14 protein-coding genes and 1 pseudogene are annotated in these 15139 nt (G+C 72.2%); 12 read left to right on the forward strand and 3 right to left on the reverse strand.

Annotation, left to right across the window (positions count from 1 at the left end):
• From ACFY4A_RS38165 to ACFY4A_RS38180, 4 genes and pseudogenes are all read left to right on the forward strand, one after another.
• Positions 1-130, forward strand: a pseudogene (locus tag ACFY4A_RS38165) (4-hydroxy-3-methylbut-2-en-1-yl diphosphate synthase); the annotation flags it as partial.
• Between the two features lie 528 nt (positions 131-658).
• On the forward strand, positions 659-1507 hold the full coding sequence (locus ACFY4A_RS38170) for a GNAT family N-acetyltransferase (RefSeq protein WP_390833919.1): 849 nt from the start codon (positions 659-661) through the stop codon (positions 1505-1507).
• A 54-nt stretch (positions 1508-1561) separates the two neighbouring features.
• The gene (locus ACFY4A_RS38175) at positions 1562-2155 is read left to right on the forward strand and encodes a GNAT family N-acetyltransferase (protein ID WP_390833920.1); all 594 of its coding nucleotides are present in this window, start codon (positions 1562-1564) and stop codon (positions 2153-2155) included.
• A gap of 105 nt (positions 2156-2260) precedes the next feature.
• Positions 2261-3961 carry a proline--tRNA ligase gene (locus ACFY4A_RS38180; protein ID WP_390833921.1) on the forward strand — a complete coding sequence of 567 codons (1701 nt, stop codon included), beginning with the start codon at positions 2261-2263 and terminating at the stop codon, positions 3959-3961.
• A 182-nt stretch (positions 3962-4143) separates the two neighbouring features.
• Here the strand turns inward: ACFY4A_RS38180 and ACFY4A_RS38185 are convergent, their stop codons facing one another.
• The 3 genes from ACFY4A_RS38185 to ACFY4A_RS38195 form a co-directional block, all read right to left on the reverse strand.
• A complete protein-coding gene (locus ACFY4A_RS38185) occupies positions 4144-5058 on the reverse strand; it encodes an aminoglycoside phosphotransferase family protein (RefSeq protein ID WP_390833922.1) in 915 nt (304 codons plus the stop codon).
• Positions 5059-5177: 119 nt separating this feature from the next.
• A complete protein-coding gene (locus ACFY4A_RS38190) occupies positions 5178-5654 on the reverse strand; it encodes a ferritin-like domain-containing protein (protein WP_390833923.1) in 477 nt (158 codons plus the stop codon).
• Positions 5651-6262 (reverse strand): hypothetical protein, encoded by a 612-nt coding sequence (locus ACFY4A_RS38195; protein WP_390833924.1) that lies wholly within the window; start codon positions 6260-6262, stop codon positions 5651-5653. Before ACFY4A_RS38195 ends, ACFY4A_RS38190 begins: the two co-directional genes overlap by 4 nt.
• A gap of 196 nt (positions 6263-6458) precedes the next feature.
• Between ACFY4A_RS38195 and rimP the strand changes: the two genes are divergently transcribed.
• From rimP to ACFY4A_RS38235, 8 genes are all read left to right on the forward strand, one after another.
• Entirely contained in the window at positions 6459-6956 is a 498-nt protein-coding gene (rimP, locus tag ACFY4A_RS38200; protein ID WP_390833925.1) for a ribosome maturation factor RimP, read from the forward strand.
• A 2-nt stretch (positions 6957-6958) separates the two neighbouring features.
• Entirely contained in the window at positions 6959-7945 is a 987-nt protein-coding gene (gene nusA, locus ACFY4A_RS38205; RefSeq protein ID WP_390833926.1) for a transcription termination factor NusA, read from the forward strand.
• Between the two features lie 146 nt (positions 7946-8091).
• Positions 8092-8373 carry a YlxR family protein gene (locus tag ACFY4A_RS38210; RefSeq protein ID WP_390833927.1) on the forward strand — a complete coding sequence of 94 codons (282 nt, stop codon included), beginning with the start codon at positions 8092-8094 and terminating at the stop codon, positions 8371-8373.
• A 165-nt stretch (positions 8374-8538) separates the two neighbouring features.
• Positions 8539-11580 (forward strand): translation initiation factor IF-2, encoded by a 3042-nt coding sequence (gene infB, locus ACFY4A_RS38215; RefSeq protein ID WP_390833928.1) that lies wholly within the window; start codon positions 8539-8541, stop codon positions 11578-11580.
• 250 nt (positions 11581-11830) lie between these two features.
• A complete protein-coding gene (locus ACFY4A_RS38220; protein WP_361422168.1) occupies positions 11831-12124 on the forward strand; it encodes a DUF503 domain-containing protein in 294 nt (97 codons plus the stop codon).
• A 99-nt stretch (positions 12125-12223) separates the two neighbouring features.
• Positions 12224-12676, forward strand: a complete 453-nt coding sequence (rbfA, locus tag ACFY4A_RS38225; RefSeq protein WP_390833929.1) for a 30S ribosome-binding factor RbfA — start codon at positions 12224-12226, stop codon at positions 12674-12676.
• A complete protein-coding gene (truB, locus tag ACFY4A_RS38230; protein WP_390833931.1) occupies positions 12673-13578 on the forward strand; it encodes a tRNA pseudouridine(55) synthase TruB in 906 nt (301 codons plus the stop codon). The genes rbfA and truB overlap by 4 nt, the downstream gene beginning before the upstream one ends.
• A gap of 599 nt (positions 13579-14177) precedes the next feature.
• Entirely contained in the window at positions 14178-15134 is a 957-nt protein-coding gene (locus tag ACFY4A_RS38235) for a bifunctional riboflavin kinase/FAD synthetase (protein WP_390833932.1), read from the forward strand.
• The last annotated feature ends 5 nt before the right edge of the window (positions 15135-15139 follow it).

The raw sequence follows: 15139 nt of genomic DNA on the forward strand, positions 1-15139 counted from the left end.
GCAGGTCATCAAGACCGTCCCGGAGTCGAAGATCGTGGAGACCCTGATCGAGGAGGCGATGAAGCTCGCCGAGCAGATGGAGCAGGACGGCGTCGTCTCCGGCGAGCCGGAGATCTCGGTCAGCGGCTGACCCTCGGGCGGCGCCCGCCCGCGCCGCCCCCACCGCGTGGCCCTGCCGGGACTCGGCCTCACGGCAAGGGCTGACGGCCGACCTCGTCCAGACCCCCGCGGCGGAGGCCGGTCCGGACCCGGCCGCGCCCTCCTGGTGGCGCCGGATCCGCCCCGGCACCTGGATCGCCGTCGTCTTCGGGTTCTTCTTCCTCCAACTCGCCGGAGTCATCGGCGTCCCGCTCGTCGACTCCCTGGGCACCCGCTGGTTCACCAGCCGGCTGCCGCAGGGCTGGACGACGAAGTGGTACGGCTTCGCATGGCGGGAGTTCCAGCTCGGCCCGCTGCTGGTGCTGCTGGTGATCGCGCTGCGCTTTGTCAACCGCACCCAGTTGGTGACCCGTGTCAAGGAGGACCGGTCCGCGTTGGAGGCGGCTGTTCCCAGTGGCAGGGGGCGGCGCCGAGCGGCATTCAACGTCGGGCGGCGTCCCCCGTCGCTGCCAGGTACAGTGCGGGAACCAGTAGATCCTCATGGTGAGGCCCCGCCGACGTGTTGACCCAGACGACCACCACGGTCCTCGGACCGAGCGACCTCGACGCCGCGCTCGCGGTCCTCGGCCGCGAGCCGGTCGTGAACGCCTTCGTGACCTCCCGCGTACAGGTCGCCGGACTGGACCCGTGGCGGCTCGGCGGAGAGATGTGGGGCTGGTACGAGGACGGCATATTGAGGTCCCTGTGCTATGCAGGGGCCAACCTCGTCCCGATCTGTGCCACCCCCAGGGCCGTCCGGGCCTTCGCGGACCGTGCCCGCCGGGCCGGCCGCCGCTGCTCCTCCATCGTCGGACCGGCCGAACCCACCGCCCAGTTGTGGCGGCTCCTGGAACCCGGCTGGGGTCCGGCCCGCGAGATCCGCGCCCACCAGCCGCTCATGGTCACCGACCGCATGCCTGCCGGCATCGCCCCCGATCCCTACGTCCGCCGCATCCGCAAGGACGAGATGGAGACGATCATGCCGGCCTGCGTGGCGATGTTCACCGAGGAGGTCGGCGTCTCCCCGCTCGCCGGGGACGGCGGCCTGCTCTACCAGGCCCGGGTCGCCGAACTCGTGGGCTCCGGCCGCTCCTTCGCCCGCCTCGACGAGCACGGCAAGGTGATGTTCAAGGCCGAGATCGGCGCCGCGACCACCGAGGCCTGCCAGATCCAGGGCGTGTGGGTGGCCCCCGAGTACCGCGGCCGCGGTCTTGCGGTCCCCGGCATGGCGGCGGTCCTGCGGTACGCGCTGGCCGACGTGGCCCCGGTGGTCAGTCTGTACGTGAACGACTTCAACACCGCGGCCAGGCGGACCTACCTGAAGGCGGGCTTCCGCGAGGTCGGCGCGTTCATGAGCGTTCTGTTCTGACCTGCGCCTCACTGCGCTGTTCAGAGGCACGTGCACGCCCTGTAGTCTCCCGGCATGGCGCACTTCCCCGATCACGGACACCGCCGCAGCGACGACGTCGTGATCGGCCCCCTCGACCTGGTGGCCCACGTCGACGAGGCGCTCGCCGTGCAGGCCGTCGCCTTCGGTCTTGGCGCCGACGAGGTGGCCGTACGCCGGCAGATCGTGCTGCGCCACATGACCTGCCGGGGGGCCCGCGCGCTCGGCGCCACCACGGTCGACGGCCGGCTGGTCGGATTCGTCTACGGCATGCCCAACGACCGCACCCACTGGTGGTCCACCGTCGTCGAGCCCTACCTGCGCGCCCGCGGCCACGACGACTGGCTCGACGACTCCTTCGTGATCACCGAACTGCACGTCCACCCGAGCCACCAGAACCGCGGCATCGGACGGGCGCTGATCACCACCATCACCGACGGCGCGAGCGAGCCCCGCTCGATCCTCTCCGCGATCGACACCGACAGCCCGGCCCGCGGTCTCTACCACTCCCTGGGCTACGAGGACCTCGCCCGCCAGGTGTTCTTCCCCAGCGCTCCGAAACCGTACGCCGTGATGGGCGCCCCGCTGCCGCTGCGCCGCCGTCCGGGCACGGCGCATGGTCGGCTTTAACCGATTTCCACCGGCGCGGCAAGCCCGGCTAACCTCCTAGCCATCAGCTTCCCCCACTCTCGGCTCGCCGAGCGGGGGGCCACCATCGGCAGGAGTACGAGAACCATGGCGAACGCATCGGTCCAGCGCATGTCCCAGTTGTTGGCGAAGACGCTGCGCGACGACCCGGCGGACGCCGAGGTCCTGAGCCACAAGCTGCTGGTCCGCGCGGGTTACGTGCGGCGCACCGCCGCCGGGATCTGGACCTGGCTGCCCCTGGGCAAGAAGGTCCTCGCCAACGTGGAGCGGATCGTCCGCGAGGAGATGGACGCCATCGGCGCCCAGGAGGTGCTGCTGCCCGCGCTGCTGCCCCGCGAGCCGTACGAGGCGACCGGCCGCTGGGACGAGTACGGCGCCGAGCTGTTCCGCCTGAAGGACCGCAAGGGCGGCGACTACCTCCTCGGGCCGACCCACGAGGAGATCTTCACCCTGCTGGTGAAGGACCAGGCGACCTCCTACAAGGACCTGCCGGTCATCCTCTACCAGATCCAGACCAAGTTCCGGGACGAGGCGCGGCCCCGCGCGGGCATCCTGCGCGGGCGCGAGTTCCTGATGAAGGACTCGTACTCCTTCGACCTCGCCGACGAGGGCCTCGCCGAGTCCTACGCCCTGCACCGCCAGGCCTACCAGCGGATCTTCGACCGCCTGGGCCTGGACTACCGGATCTGCGCCGCGACCGCGGGTGCGATGGGCGGCTCCAAGTCCGAGGAGTTCCTCGCCCCGGCCGCCGCCGGCGAGGACACCTTCGCCGACTGCCCGAACTGCGACTTCGCCGCCAACACCGAGGCGATCACGTACGAGCTGGTGCCGGTGGACGGCTCCGCCGTGCCCGCGGCCGAGGAGATCCCCACCCCGGACACCCCGACCATCGAGACCCTCGCCGCCTCCCTCGGTGTGCCGGCCTCCGCCACGCTGAAGAACCTGCTCGTCAAGGTCGACGGGGAGATCGTCGCCGTCGGTGTCCCCGGCGACCGCGAGGTGGACCTGGGCAAGGTCGAGGCGCACTTCGCCCCGGCAGCCGTCGAGCTGGTCACCGCCGAGGACTTCGTGGGCCGCCCGGACCTGGTCCGCGGGTACGTCGGTCCGCAGGGCCTGGACAAGGTGAAGTACATCGCCGACCCGCGCGTGGCGCCCGGCACGGGCTGGATCACCGGCGCCAACAAGGAGCACACGCACGCGAAGAACGTCGTCGCCGGCCGCGACTTCGAGGTCGACGAGTACGTCGACGTCGTGGTCGTGCAGGACGGCGACCCCTGCCCGAAGTGCGGTACCGGCCTCAAGCTGGACCGGGCCATCGAGATCGGCCACATCTTCCAGCTCGGCCGCAAGTACACCGACGCCCTCAAGCTCGACGTGCTCGGCCAGAACGGCAAGCCGGTCCGCGTCACCATGGGCTCCTACGGCATCGGCGTCTCCCGCGCGGTCGCGGCCCTCGCCGAGCAGCACGCCGACGACAAGGGTCTCGTCTGGTCCAAGGAGGTCGCCCCGGCCGACGTGCACGTGGTCGCCGCCGGCAAGGCCCTGCAGACCGAGGTGGCCCTGGAGGTGTCCCAGAAGCTGGCCGCGGCAGGCGTCCGCGTCCTGGTCGACGACCGGGCCGGCGTCTCCCCGGGCGTGAAGTTCACCGACTCCGAGCTCATCGGCGTCCCGCAGATCCTGGTCGTCGGCCGCCGCGCGGCCGAGGGCGTGGTCGAACTGAAGGACCGCCGCACCGGCGAGCGCGAGGAACTCCCCATCGAGGAAGCCGTCACCCGCCTCACGGCATAGGCCAGCCCGGCGGAACGGGGCACGGAGGATCGACGGTCACCGTCCGCACGTGGGCAAGCGGGGCCAGGCACGTCCAGCCGCAAGGCGAGGCAGGACGCGCCGGGCCCCGCATCCGCATCATGAACCGCCGGCCGGGCGGCGGTTCATGATGCGGATGCGGTGGTCGGCTTCGCGTCTGCGGGTCAGAGCCAGGTGGCGAATTCCAGGAGGAGTTCTGCGTCCTTCGGGCGGCCGACGCGGCGGGCGCGTACGCCGGATTCCACGGCTCGGAAGAGCGTCCAGCCGCGCAGGCGGTCCCGGTCGACCTCCAGGGAGTCAGCGAGCCGCTTGATGCGGCGCCGGGTGGTGGCGGCGCCGGACGGTGCGGCGATCAGGTCCTCCACCCGGTCGCGGACCAGCCGCGCCAGGTCGAAGGCGGCCTCGCCGACCACAGGGTCCGGGCCCACGGCCAGCCACGGCATCCGGTCCCCGGCGAGCACCTTGCTCTGCCGGAACGTGCCGTGCAGCAGCCGCCGCTCGGGCGGCGCGGCCAGCAGTTCCGCGCGGGCCGTGAGCGCCGCCTCGACCAGCGGCGCCACCTCCGCGTCGGTCTCCGCGCCCGCCCGCATCGCCTCGGCCTGCCGCCCGGTCCGATCCTCGACCGTCTCGAAGGAATGCCCGGCGGGCGGTTCGACCCACAGCCGCAGCAGCGTGCCCGCCGCCTCCAGCAGCGCCCTCGCCTCCGGCAACGACCGCACCGACACGTCCGGATGCAGTCGCTCCAGCAGCAGCACGCCCTCGACCGGGACCGGACCGACCGGACCGTCCTCCAGCAGCTGTACGGCGCCGCGCCCGCCCCAGTGCGCGAGCGCGGCCCGCTCGCTTTCCGGACGGGCCCGGGCCGGGGCCAGTTTGAGCACGGCCGGCGTCCCGTCCGCCGTCCGCACCAGCACGACGAGGCTGCTGCGCCCGCCGGGCATCTGCACCCTTTCGACGGTCAGCTCGCGCAGCGCCACCGCCTGCCGCGCGAGTTCGGGCAGCTTCTCCAGCCAGTCGTCCCCGTCCGGTGCGGTCTCACCCAGCGCCCGCGCCAGACGCCGCGGCGGTTCGAAAGCCATGCGCGAGTCGTTCCTTCCTGGACTTCCTGGACGCGTTTTCCGCTGTCGCCGTGCGCCGTGGGCGCTTCCTGTGCCGTCCCGCTCCTCCCGTCCGTGCCCGTCCGTGGGATTCGTACCCCCTATGGCGTCGGTGCCGTCGAAACCGTGGGCGTGCCCGCCGCACCGGCCCGTTCGGCGAGACCAGGGAAGGCTACGCTCTCCCCGCGCCAGCGCACCGCCCGGACCGCCGCCTCGCGCAGCGCCCCGGCGGCCTCCCGCCGCCGCGCGCCCGCGCTCGCCCGGACCAGGTCGGAGTACACCCCGGCCACGCGTTCCTCCAGCTCGGCGGCGAACCGCACCGCCGCCGCGGAGTCCGGCACCGGGAACGGCAGCGCGTACGCGGCCGCCGCGGCCACCGGCTGCCCGCCCAGGTCCCGCACCTCGCGCACCAGGGCGTCCCGGTGCGCCCGATGGGCGTCGTACGCCGACCGCGCCTCGGCCCGCCGGCCCTCGCCGATCCGGCCCCCGACGACGCCGTACCCGTACACGGCCGCGTGCTCTGCGGCGAGCGCCGCCTGGAGGGCCTCCAGCCGCCGACGATCCGTCACCTGGCTCACTTGTCACCTTCCGTGAGGAGATACGCGTGGGCGGCCCCGGCCGCCGCCACCGAGGCCAGCAGGCGGGCCAGTTCGCCGGGCACCTGGACCAGGGCCGCGGTGCGCCGGTCGGACAGGGAACGCTCGGCGGAGGCGAGCCCGGCCAGGGCGGACTTCGCGGTCTCCCGGACGGCGGGAGAGCCAGAGGCCTCGGCTCCCGCCGGCGCCCTCGAGTCCTCGGGCGAGCCGGAGCCCTCGGGCGTGGCCGAGGCCGCCGGCGGCGCGGTCGAGGCCACCGGCGGCGCGGTCGAGGCCGTGACGCCGGGCGACGCCTTCGCGGTGCCGCCGAACGCCTCCGCGTGCGCCGCGACCTGCGCGCGCAGCGGCCGCAGCCGCTCCGCCAGCGCCGGATGCGCGGCCATCACCGCGTCGTACCGCCGCGCCAGCTCTTCGCTGTCGCGTGCCGCACGCGCGCGTACCCGATCGTCGGGCGACGGGACCCTGTCCGTGCGGCCGGAGTCGTCGGAGCCGGTGGAGCAGCCCACGAGCAGGGCGGCCCCCGCGGCCGAGGCGAGCAGGCTCCTTCTGCGCGGGCCCGCCAGGGCGCGCGGAGGTGAGGGGAACGGCACGGCAGACGTCCTCGGGTGCGTACGAACGAAGTGGAGGGGCGGCTCGCCCGTGATCACGGTACCCGCGCCCCGCGCACGCACCACTCAGCGGCACCGCCCTTGCCCAGGTGGACGTCAACACCCCTTCCGACCGGATACCCTTTGACCAGACACGCGACCACCCCACAACAGCACACGCGGCCGAGGAGTCACCCGGATGAGCACCACCCAGAGCGAGAGGCTGCGGGAACTGCTGGAACCGCTCGTCACCTCCCAGGGCCTGGATCTCGAAGAGATCGCCGTGGACTCCGTAGGACGCAAGCGTGTGCTGCGCGTCGTCGTCGACTCCGACACCGGGGCCGATCTGGACCGGATCGCCGATGTGAGCCGTGCGCTCTCGGCGAGGCTCGACGAGACGGACGCGATGGGCGAGGGCGAGTACACCCTCGAGGTCGGCACCCCGGGCGCGGAGCGCCTCCTCAGGGAACACCGGCACTACGTGCGCGCCACGGGCCGGCTGGCGAAGTTCCAGCTGGCCGACGGCGGCGAGCTGGTGGCCAGGATCCTCGAGGTCGACGAAGAAGGCCTCGACCTCGAAGTGCCCGGGGTGAAGGGGCGCAGGCCCACGACCCGCAGACTCGGCTTCCACGACGTCGTCAAGGCCCGTGTGCAGGTCGAGTTCAACCGCAAGGACCAGAAGGAAGAGGAGGCGTAGCCGTGGACATCGACATGAGTGCCCTGCGGGGCTTGGTACGGGAGAAGGAGATCTCCTTCGACCTGCTGGTCGAGGCGATCGAGTCGGCCCTCCTCATCGCCTACCACCGCACCGAGGGAAGCCGCCGCCACGCGCGCGTGGAGCTCGACCGGGAGACCGGGCATGTGACCGTGTGGGCGAAGGAGGACCCACAGGACCTTGAGGAGGGCCAGGAGCCCCGCGAGTTCGACGACACCCCGTCCGGCTTCGGCCGTATCGCCGCCACCACTGCCAAGCAGGTCATCCTCCAGCGGCTGCGCGATGCCGAGGACGACGCGACGCTCGGTGAGTACGCCGGCCGCGAGGGCGACATCGTCACCGGGGTCGTCCAGCAGGGCCGCGACCCGAAGAACGTGCTCGTCGACATCGGCAAGCTGGAGGCCATCCTGCCGGTGCAGGAGCAGGTCCCGGGGGAGACCTACGCGCACGGCATGAGGCTGCGGTCGTACGTCGTCCGGGTCGCCAAGGGCGTCCGCGGTCCGTCGGTGACCCTGTCCCGTACGCACCCGAACCTGGTGAAGAAGCTCTTCGCCCTGGAGGTTCCGGAGATCGCCGACGGCTCCGTGGAGATCGCCGCGATCGCCCGTGAGGCCGGTCACCGCACCAAGATCGCCGTACGGTCCACCCGTTCGGGCCTGAACGCCAAGGGCGCCTGCATCGGCCCCATGGGCGGCCGGGTGCGCAACGTGATGGGCGAGCTGAACGGCGAGAAGATCGACATCGTCGACTGGTCGGACGACCCGGCCGAGATGGTGGCGAACGCGCTGTCGCCGGCCCGCGTCTCCAAGGTGGAGGTCGTGGACCTGGCCTCCCGGTCGGCCCGCGTCACCGTGCCGGACTACCAGTTGTCGCTGGCGATCGGCAAGGAGGGCCAGAACGCCCGGCTGGCGGCCCGGCTCACCGGCTGGCGGATCGACATTCGCCCGGACACCGAGCAGGCGTCCGAGTAGGCGGCCAAGGCGTCCGGGCAGAACCGCGGGGGAGTTCACCCGTACGTGGGGAATAGATCCGAGCCGCAGGTCGCTCGGAATACGACAACAGCCGTTCGATTTTTGCCCCGCAGGGGTGAGGTCGGTGCGGGGAGGTAGACTTAGCTGTGTCTGGCCGGACGCGTGCCCGAGCATGCCCTGAACGTACCTGTGTGGGATGCCGGGAGCGAGCGGCCAAGATCGAACTGTTGCGGACCGTGGCGGTCGAGGGCGAGTGCGTCCCCGATCCTCGCGGTACGCTGCCCGGCCGGGGTGCCTATGTACACCCCGCCCCGGTCTGTCTCGACCAGGCGGTGCGCCGCCGGGCGTTTCCGCGGGCGCTCCGCGTCCCGGGACCGCTCGACGTAATGGCGTTGCGCCGGTACGTCGAGCAGGCACAAGGTTGCTGAGGCAACACGGCAAGGCAAGACGTGCCGTACGGAACCCCCCGTGCGGCCTGGTACCTCGCGAGTCGAAAGCAGGTCGAGATTGCGATGAGCACTCGATGAGTACGCGATGAGTACGCCCATGAACTAGCGACGGTCCGGCCGCAACCCGGACCTCAAAGGAGCGAAGTGGCTAAGGTCCGGGTCTACGAACTCGCCAAGGAGTTCGGTGTGGAGAGCAAGGTCGTCATGGCCAAGCTCCAGGAACTCGGTGAATTCGTCCGATCGGCGTCCTCGACGATCGAGGCGCCCGTAGTACGCAAACTGACTGACGCCTTCCAGCAGGGCAACGGCAGCGGCAGGTCCGCCGCGAAGCCGGGTGCCCCGAGGAAGGCCGCCCCCAGGCCCGCCGCGCCCTCGCCGGCGCAGGCCGGGGGCAGCTCCCGTGCCGTCAAGGCAGCGGGGGAGCGTCCGGCCGCGCCCAAGCCGCCGGCCGCACCCAAGCCCTCCCCGGCGCAGCAGCCCGCGGCCCCGTCGGCGTCCGCGCCGACCCCCGGCCCGCGTCCGGTGCCGGGTCCCAAGCCCGCGCCGCGTCCGGCTCCGGCAGCGCCCACCACGCCGGAGTTCACCGCTCCGCCGTCGGCCCCGTCGCCGGCCGCGCCCAAGCCCGGCGCCCGTCCCGGCGCGCCCAAGCCCGGTGCCCGTCCCGGCCAGGGCCAGGGTCCGCGTCCGGGCCAGGGTGGCGCACGCCCCGGTGGCCAGGGTCCGCGTCCGGGCGCCCGTCCGGCCGGTCCGCGTCCGGGCAACAACCCCTTCACCTCCGGTGGCTCCACCGGCATGGCGCGCCCGCAGGCGCCGCGTCCGCAGGGCCCGCGGCCCGGCGGCCACGGTGCTCCCGGCGCCGGTCCCCGTCCGCAGGGCCCCGGTGCCCAGGGCGGCGGTCCGCGTCCGCAGGCTCCGGGCGGTCCGCGCCCGACCCCGGGCTCGATGCCCCGTCCGCAGGGTGGTCCGCGTCCCGGTCCGGGCGGTCCGCGCCCGAACCCCGGCATGATGCCGCAGCGTCCCGCTGCCGGCCCGCGTCCCGGCCCCGGCGGCGGTCGCGGCCCGGCCGGAGCCGGTCGCCCCGGCGGCGGTGGCCGTCCCGGCGGCGGCGGCTTCGCCGGCCGTCCGGGCGGCGGTGCCGGTCGTCCCGGTGGTGGTGGCGGCGGCTTCGCCGGCCGTCCCGGCGGTGGCGGCTTCGGCGGTGGCGGCGGTGGCCGTCCCGGCTTCGGCGGCCGTCCGGGTGGTCCCGGTGGCCGTGGTGGCACGCAGGGCGCCTTCGGCCGTCCCGGTGGTCCCGCGCGCCGTGGCCGCAAGTCGAAGCGGCAGCGCCGTCAGGAGTACGAGGCCATGCAGGCCCCGTCCGTCGGCGGCGTGATGCTGCCGCGCGGCAACGGCGAGACCATTCGGCTCTCCCGTGGCGCGTCGCTCACGGACTTCGCGGAGAAGATCAACGCCAACCCGGCGTCCCTCGTCGCGGTCATGATGAACCTGGGCGAGATGGTCACGGCCACGCAGTCCGTGTCCGACGAGACGCTCCAGCTCCTCGCCGACGAGATGAACTACCAGGTTCAGATCGTCAGCCCCGAGGAGGAGGACCGCGAGCTGCTCGAGTCCTTCGACCTCGAGTTCGGCGAGGACGAGGGCGGCGAGGAGGACCTGGTGGTCCGCCCGCCGGTCGTCACCGTCATGGGTCACGTCGACCACGGCAAGACCCGCCTGCTCGACGCCATCCGCAAGACGAACGTCGTCGCGGGCGAGGCCGGTGGCATCACCCAGCACATCGGTGCCTACCAGGTCACGACCGAGGTCAACGACGAGGACCGCCGGATCACCTTCATCGACACCCCGGGTCACGAGGCGTTCACCGCCATGCGTGCCCGTGGTGCGAAGTCGACCGACATCGCGATCCTGGTCGTCGCGGCCAACGACGGCGTCATGCCGCAGACGGTCGAGGCGCTCAACCACGCCAAGGCGGCCGACGTCCCGATCGTGGTCGCGGTCAACAAGATCGACGTCGAGGGCGCCGACCCGACCAAGGTGCGCGGTCAGCTGACCGAGTACGGCCTGGTGGCCGAGGAGTACGGCGGCGACACGATGTTCGTCGACATCTCCGCCAAGCAGGGTCTGCACATCGACTCGCTGCTGGAAGCGGTCGTCCTGACCGCCGACGCCTCGCTCGACCTGCGGGCCAACCCGAAGCAGGACGCGCAGGGCATCGCGATCGAGTCCCGCCTCGACCGCGGCCGTGGTGCCGTGGCGACCGTGCTCGTCCAGCGAGGCACGCTGCGGGTCGGCGACACCATGGTGGTCGGCGACGCGTACGGCCGCGTCCGGGCGATGCTCGACGACAACGGCAACAACGTGGCCGAGGCAGGCCCGTCGACGCCGGTGCAGGTCCTGGGTCTGACCAACGTCCCGGGTGCCGGCGACAACTTCATCGTGGTGGACGAGGACCGCACGGCCCGTCAGATCGCGGAGAAGCGCGCCGCCCGTGAGCGCAACGCCGCGTTCGCCAAGCGCGTCCGCCGCGTGTCGCTCGAGGACCTGGACAAGGTGCTCAAGGCCGGCGAGGTGCAGCAGCTCAACCTCATCATCAAGGGCGACGCGTCCGGTGCGGTCGAGGCCCTCGAGTCCTCGCTGCTCCAGCTCGACGTCGGCGAAGAGGTCGACATCCGCGTCCTGCACCGCGGTGTGGGTGCGGTCACGGAGTCGGACATCGACCTGGCCATGGGCTCCGACGCCATCGTGATCGGCTACAACGTGCGCGCCGCCGGGCGTGCCGCGCAGATGGCCGAGCGCGAGGGCGTGGACGTCCGGTACTACTCGGTCATCTACCAGGCGATCGAGGAGATCGAGGCGGCCCTCAAGGGCATGCTCAAGCCGGAGTACGAAGAGGTCGAGCTCGGCACGGCGGAGATCCGCGAGGTCTTCCGTTCGTCCAAGCTGGGCAACATCGCGGGTGTGCTCATCCGCTCCGGCGAGGTCAAGCGCAACAGCAAGGCGCGCCTCCTCCGCGACGGCAAGGTCATCGCGGAGAACCTCACCATCGAGGGTCTGCGTCGGTTCAAGGACGACGTCACCGAGATCCGCGAAGGCTACGAGGGTGGTATCAACCTCGGAAACTTCAACGACATCAAGGTCGACGACGTCATCGCGACGTACGAACTCCGCGAGAAGCCGCGGGCGTAACGCCGCAGACACCCCGTGCCGGCCGGCGGGACCAGCTCCCGTCGGCCGGCACGGCCGTGTCCGGGGCCGCGGGGCTCCGGCTCCGGGCCCCCACGGGCCATGACCGGGGCAGCGGGAAACCCCGTCCCACCTGGGCAGCGGGAAACCCCGTCGAGTCGGCGGCACGGTTCGCGGTACCGTTCTTGATGTCCCTGCCCATCGAGAGGGCAGGACCATCGACCCCGTACCGGCGGGCAACCCGGGCACACACATGTACGTGGGGACTCTGTCCTTCGACCTGCTCCTCGGCGACGTCCACTCGCTGAAGGAGAAGCGTTCCGTCGTCCGCCCGATCGTGGCCGAGCTCCAGCGCAAGTACGCGGTGAGCGCGGCGGAGGTGGACCACGCGAATCTCCACCGGCGGGCCGTCATCGGTCTCGCCGCGGTCTCCGGCGACGCGACGCACCTGACCGACGTGCTGGACCGGTGCGAACGGCTGGTCGCCGGCCGACCCGAGGTGGAGCTGCTGTCCGTCAGGCGCCGCTTCCACGGCGAGGACGACTAGACCGCACCACACCGAACCATCCACACCGCAGAAGCAGAAGCAGAAGCAGAAGCAGAAGCAGAAGCAGCAGAAGAAGAAGAAAGAACGGGAGACGGACCAGTGGCCGACAACGCGCGGGCGAAAAGGCTGGCGGACCTCATCCGAGAGGTGGTGGCCCAGAAGCTGCAGCGCGGGATCAAGGACCCGCGGCTCGGCTCGCACGTCACCATCACGGACACCCGGGTCACGGGTGACCTGCGGGAGGCGACCGTCTTCTACACCGTCTACGGGGACGACGAGGACCGGAAGGCCGCGGCCGCCGGCCTGGAGAGCGCCAAGGGCATCCTGCGCTCCGAGGTCGGCCGGGCGGCCGGAGTGAAGTTCACCCCGACCCTCGCCTTCGTCGCGGACGCCCTGCCGGACACCGCCCGGACCATCGAGGACCTCCTCGACAAGGCCCGCGCCTCCGACGCGAAGGTGCGCGAGACGTCCGCCGGTGCGTCGTACGCCGGTGAGGCCGACCCGTACAAGAAGCCGGGGTCCGACGACGGGACGGACGACACCACCGCATGACCAGCAAGCCCACCCCGCCCGACGGCCTCGTCATCGTCGACAAGCCGTCGGGCTTCACTTCGCACGACGTCGTGGCCAAGATGCGCGGCATCGCCAAGACCCGCCGGGTCGGCCACGCGGGCACCCTCGACCCCATGGCGACCGGTGTGCTCGTGCTCGGCGTGGAGAAGGCCACCAAGCTCCTCGGCCATCTCGCGCTGACAGAGAAGGAGTACCTCGGCACCGTCCGGCTCGGCCAGGACACGATCACCGACGACGCCGAGGGCGCGGTCACGTCCGCCACGGACGCCTCCAAGGTCACCCGCGCCGCCGTCGACGCCGCCGTCGCCAAGCTGACCGGCGACATCATGCAGGTGCCGTCCAGGGTCAGCGCCATCAAGATCAACGGTGTGCGGTCGTACAAGCGGGCCCGGGAGGGCGAGGAGTTCGAGATCCCGGCGCGGCCGGTGACGGTCTCCTCGTTCACCGTCCACGACGTCCGCGACGCCGTCGCCGACGACGGCACCCCCGTGCTCGACCTGGTGGTGTCCGTGGTCTGCTCCTCCGGCACCTACATCCGCGCCCTCGCCCGCGATCTGGGCGCCGACCTCGGCGTCGGCGGCCACCTCACCGCGCTGCGCCGCACCCGGGTCGGCCCGTACAAGCTGGACTCCGCCAGGACGCTGGACCAGCTCCAGCAGGAGCTGACCGTGATGCCGATCGCCGAGGCGGCCGCGGCGGCGTTCCCTCGCTGGGACGTCGACGCCCGGCGTGCCCGGCTGCTCACCAACGGCGTGCGGCTGGAGATGCCCGACGAGTACGCGGGCGCCGGTGCCGTGGCCGTGTACGGCCCCGACGGCAGCCTTCTCGCGCTTGTGGAGGAGCAGCGGGGCAAGGCCAAGAGCCTGGCCGTCTTCGGCTGACCGCGCGCGACGGTGCCCGTGGAGCGGCGAACACGGGGTGTTCCACAGCCGCCGCTCCACGGTCCCGTCCCCCCTCGGTTCCCCCACCCATGAGCTTTGTCCAGCGGCACGCGCCCATTCACCCGGCCGTACGGGCGCTCGGAGTGAACCGGGGGAGTGCAGGGGGCGCGTTCGCCGCACGGCCTGTCCCGCTGATCATCTGCCGCCTACCGTCGAGGGCAGGGCACGGCGGTACGGCGGGGAGGTTCGAGCATGGCGGGGTGGGGCCTCCATGAATCCACACAGGCGCATGGACCACAGGGATCCCGCCCCGGCGCGTCGCCGGCTGGCTGACCGACGCCTCACGGGACTGGGCCGCGGTGGTGGGTCCCAGCGCCCGCCGGACGATCGAGAACATGGCGGGCGTACCCGTCCCCGCGTGACGACGACCCGTCCCTGCCGCCGACGTACCCGTGTCCATGCCCGACGACGTGCGCCCGATCACAGCTCCCCAGGCCGATGCAGGCGGCGACCGCCGGGCATGGCACCCTTAGACCTGCGGACAAGGCAGCAAGACAACCAAGGCAACACGGACACGGGTTCGACGAGGAGCGGTCACAGTGCAGCGCTGGCGTGGCTTGGAGGACATCCCCCAGGACTGGGGGCGCAGCGTCGTCACCATCGGCTCCTACGACGGAGTCCACCGCGGACACCAGCTGATCATCGAGCACGCCGTGGCCCGCGGCCGCGACCTGGGCGTCCCGGTCGTCGTCGTCACCTTCGACCCGCACCCCAGCGAGGTCGTGCGCCCCGGCAGCCACCCGCCGCTGCTCGCCCCGCACCACCGCCGTGCCGAACTGATGGCAGGGCTGGGCGTGGACGCGGTCCTCGTGCTGCCCTTCACCGCGGAGTTCTCGAAGCTGTCCCCGGCCGACTTCGTCGTCAAGGTGCTGGTCGACAAGCTGCACGCCAAAGCGGTCGTCGAGGGCCCCAACTTCCGCTTCGGGCACAAGGCCGCCGGCAACGTCGACTTCCTGGCCGAACAGGGCAAGACCTACGACTTCGAGGTCGAGGTCGTCGACCTGTACGTCACCGGAGAGGCGGGCGGCGGCGAGCCGTTCTCCTCGACCCTGACCCGGCGCCTGGTCGCCGAGGGCGACGTCCAGGGCGCCCGGGAGATCCTGGGCCGCCCGCACCGGGTCGAGGGCGTCGTGGTCCGCGGCGCCCAGCGCGGCCGCGAGATGGGCTTCCCCACGGCCAACGTCGAGACTCTCCCGCACACCGCGATCCCCGCCGACGGAGTCTACGCCGGTTATCTGCACGCCCAGGGCGAGGCCATGCCCGCCGCGATCTCCGTGGGCACGAACCCGCAGTTCGACGGCACCGAACGCACGGTGGAGGCGTACGCCATCGACCGGGTGGGCCTCGACCTGTACGGCCTGCACGTCGGCGTCGACTTCCTGGACTTCGTCCGCGGCCAGGCCAAGTTCGACTCGCTGGAGGCGCTCCTGGAGACGATGGCCGAGGACGTCGAGAAGTGCCGGCGGATCGTCGCGGCGGACGCGAAGACGGCGTAGCCGGA

Origin of the sequence: Streptomyces sp. NPDC001292, from assembly GCF_042896465.1 — a bacterium.
Taxonomy (GTDB): domain Bacteria; phylum Actinomycetota; class Actinomycetes; order Streptomycetales; family Streptomycetaceae; genus Streptomyces.

Coding starts and splice junctions, on each gene's coding strand:
- ACFY4A_RS38175 (WP_390833920.1), top strand. CDS start 1,562: ATGGCGCACTTCCCCGATCACGGACACCGCCGCAGCGACGACGTCGTG.
- ACFY4A_RS38180 (WP_390833921.1), top strand. CDS start 2,261: ATGGCGAACGCATCGGTCCAGCGCATGTCCCAGTTGTTGGCGAAGACG.
- ACFY4A_RS38185 (WP_390833922.1), bottom strand. CDS start 5,058: ATGGCTTTCGAACCGCCGCGGCGTCTGGCGCGGGCGCTGGGTGAGACC.
- rimP (WP_390833925.1), top strand. CDS start 6,459: ATGAGCACCACCCAGAGCGAGAGGCTGCGGGAACTGCTGGAACCGCTC.
- ACFY4A_RS38220 (WP_361422168.1), top strand. CDS start 11,831: ATGTACGTGGGGACTCTGTCCTTCGACCTGCTCCTCGGCGACGTCCAC.
- truB (WP_390833931.1), top strand. CDS start 12,673: ATGACCAGCAAGCCCACCCCGCCCGACGGCCTCGTCATCGTCGACAAG.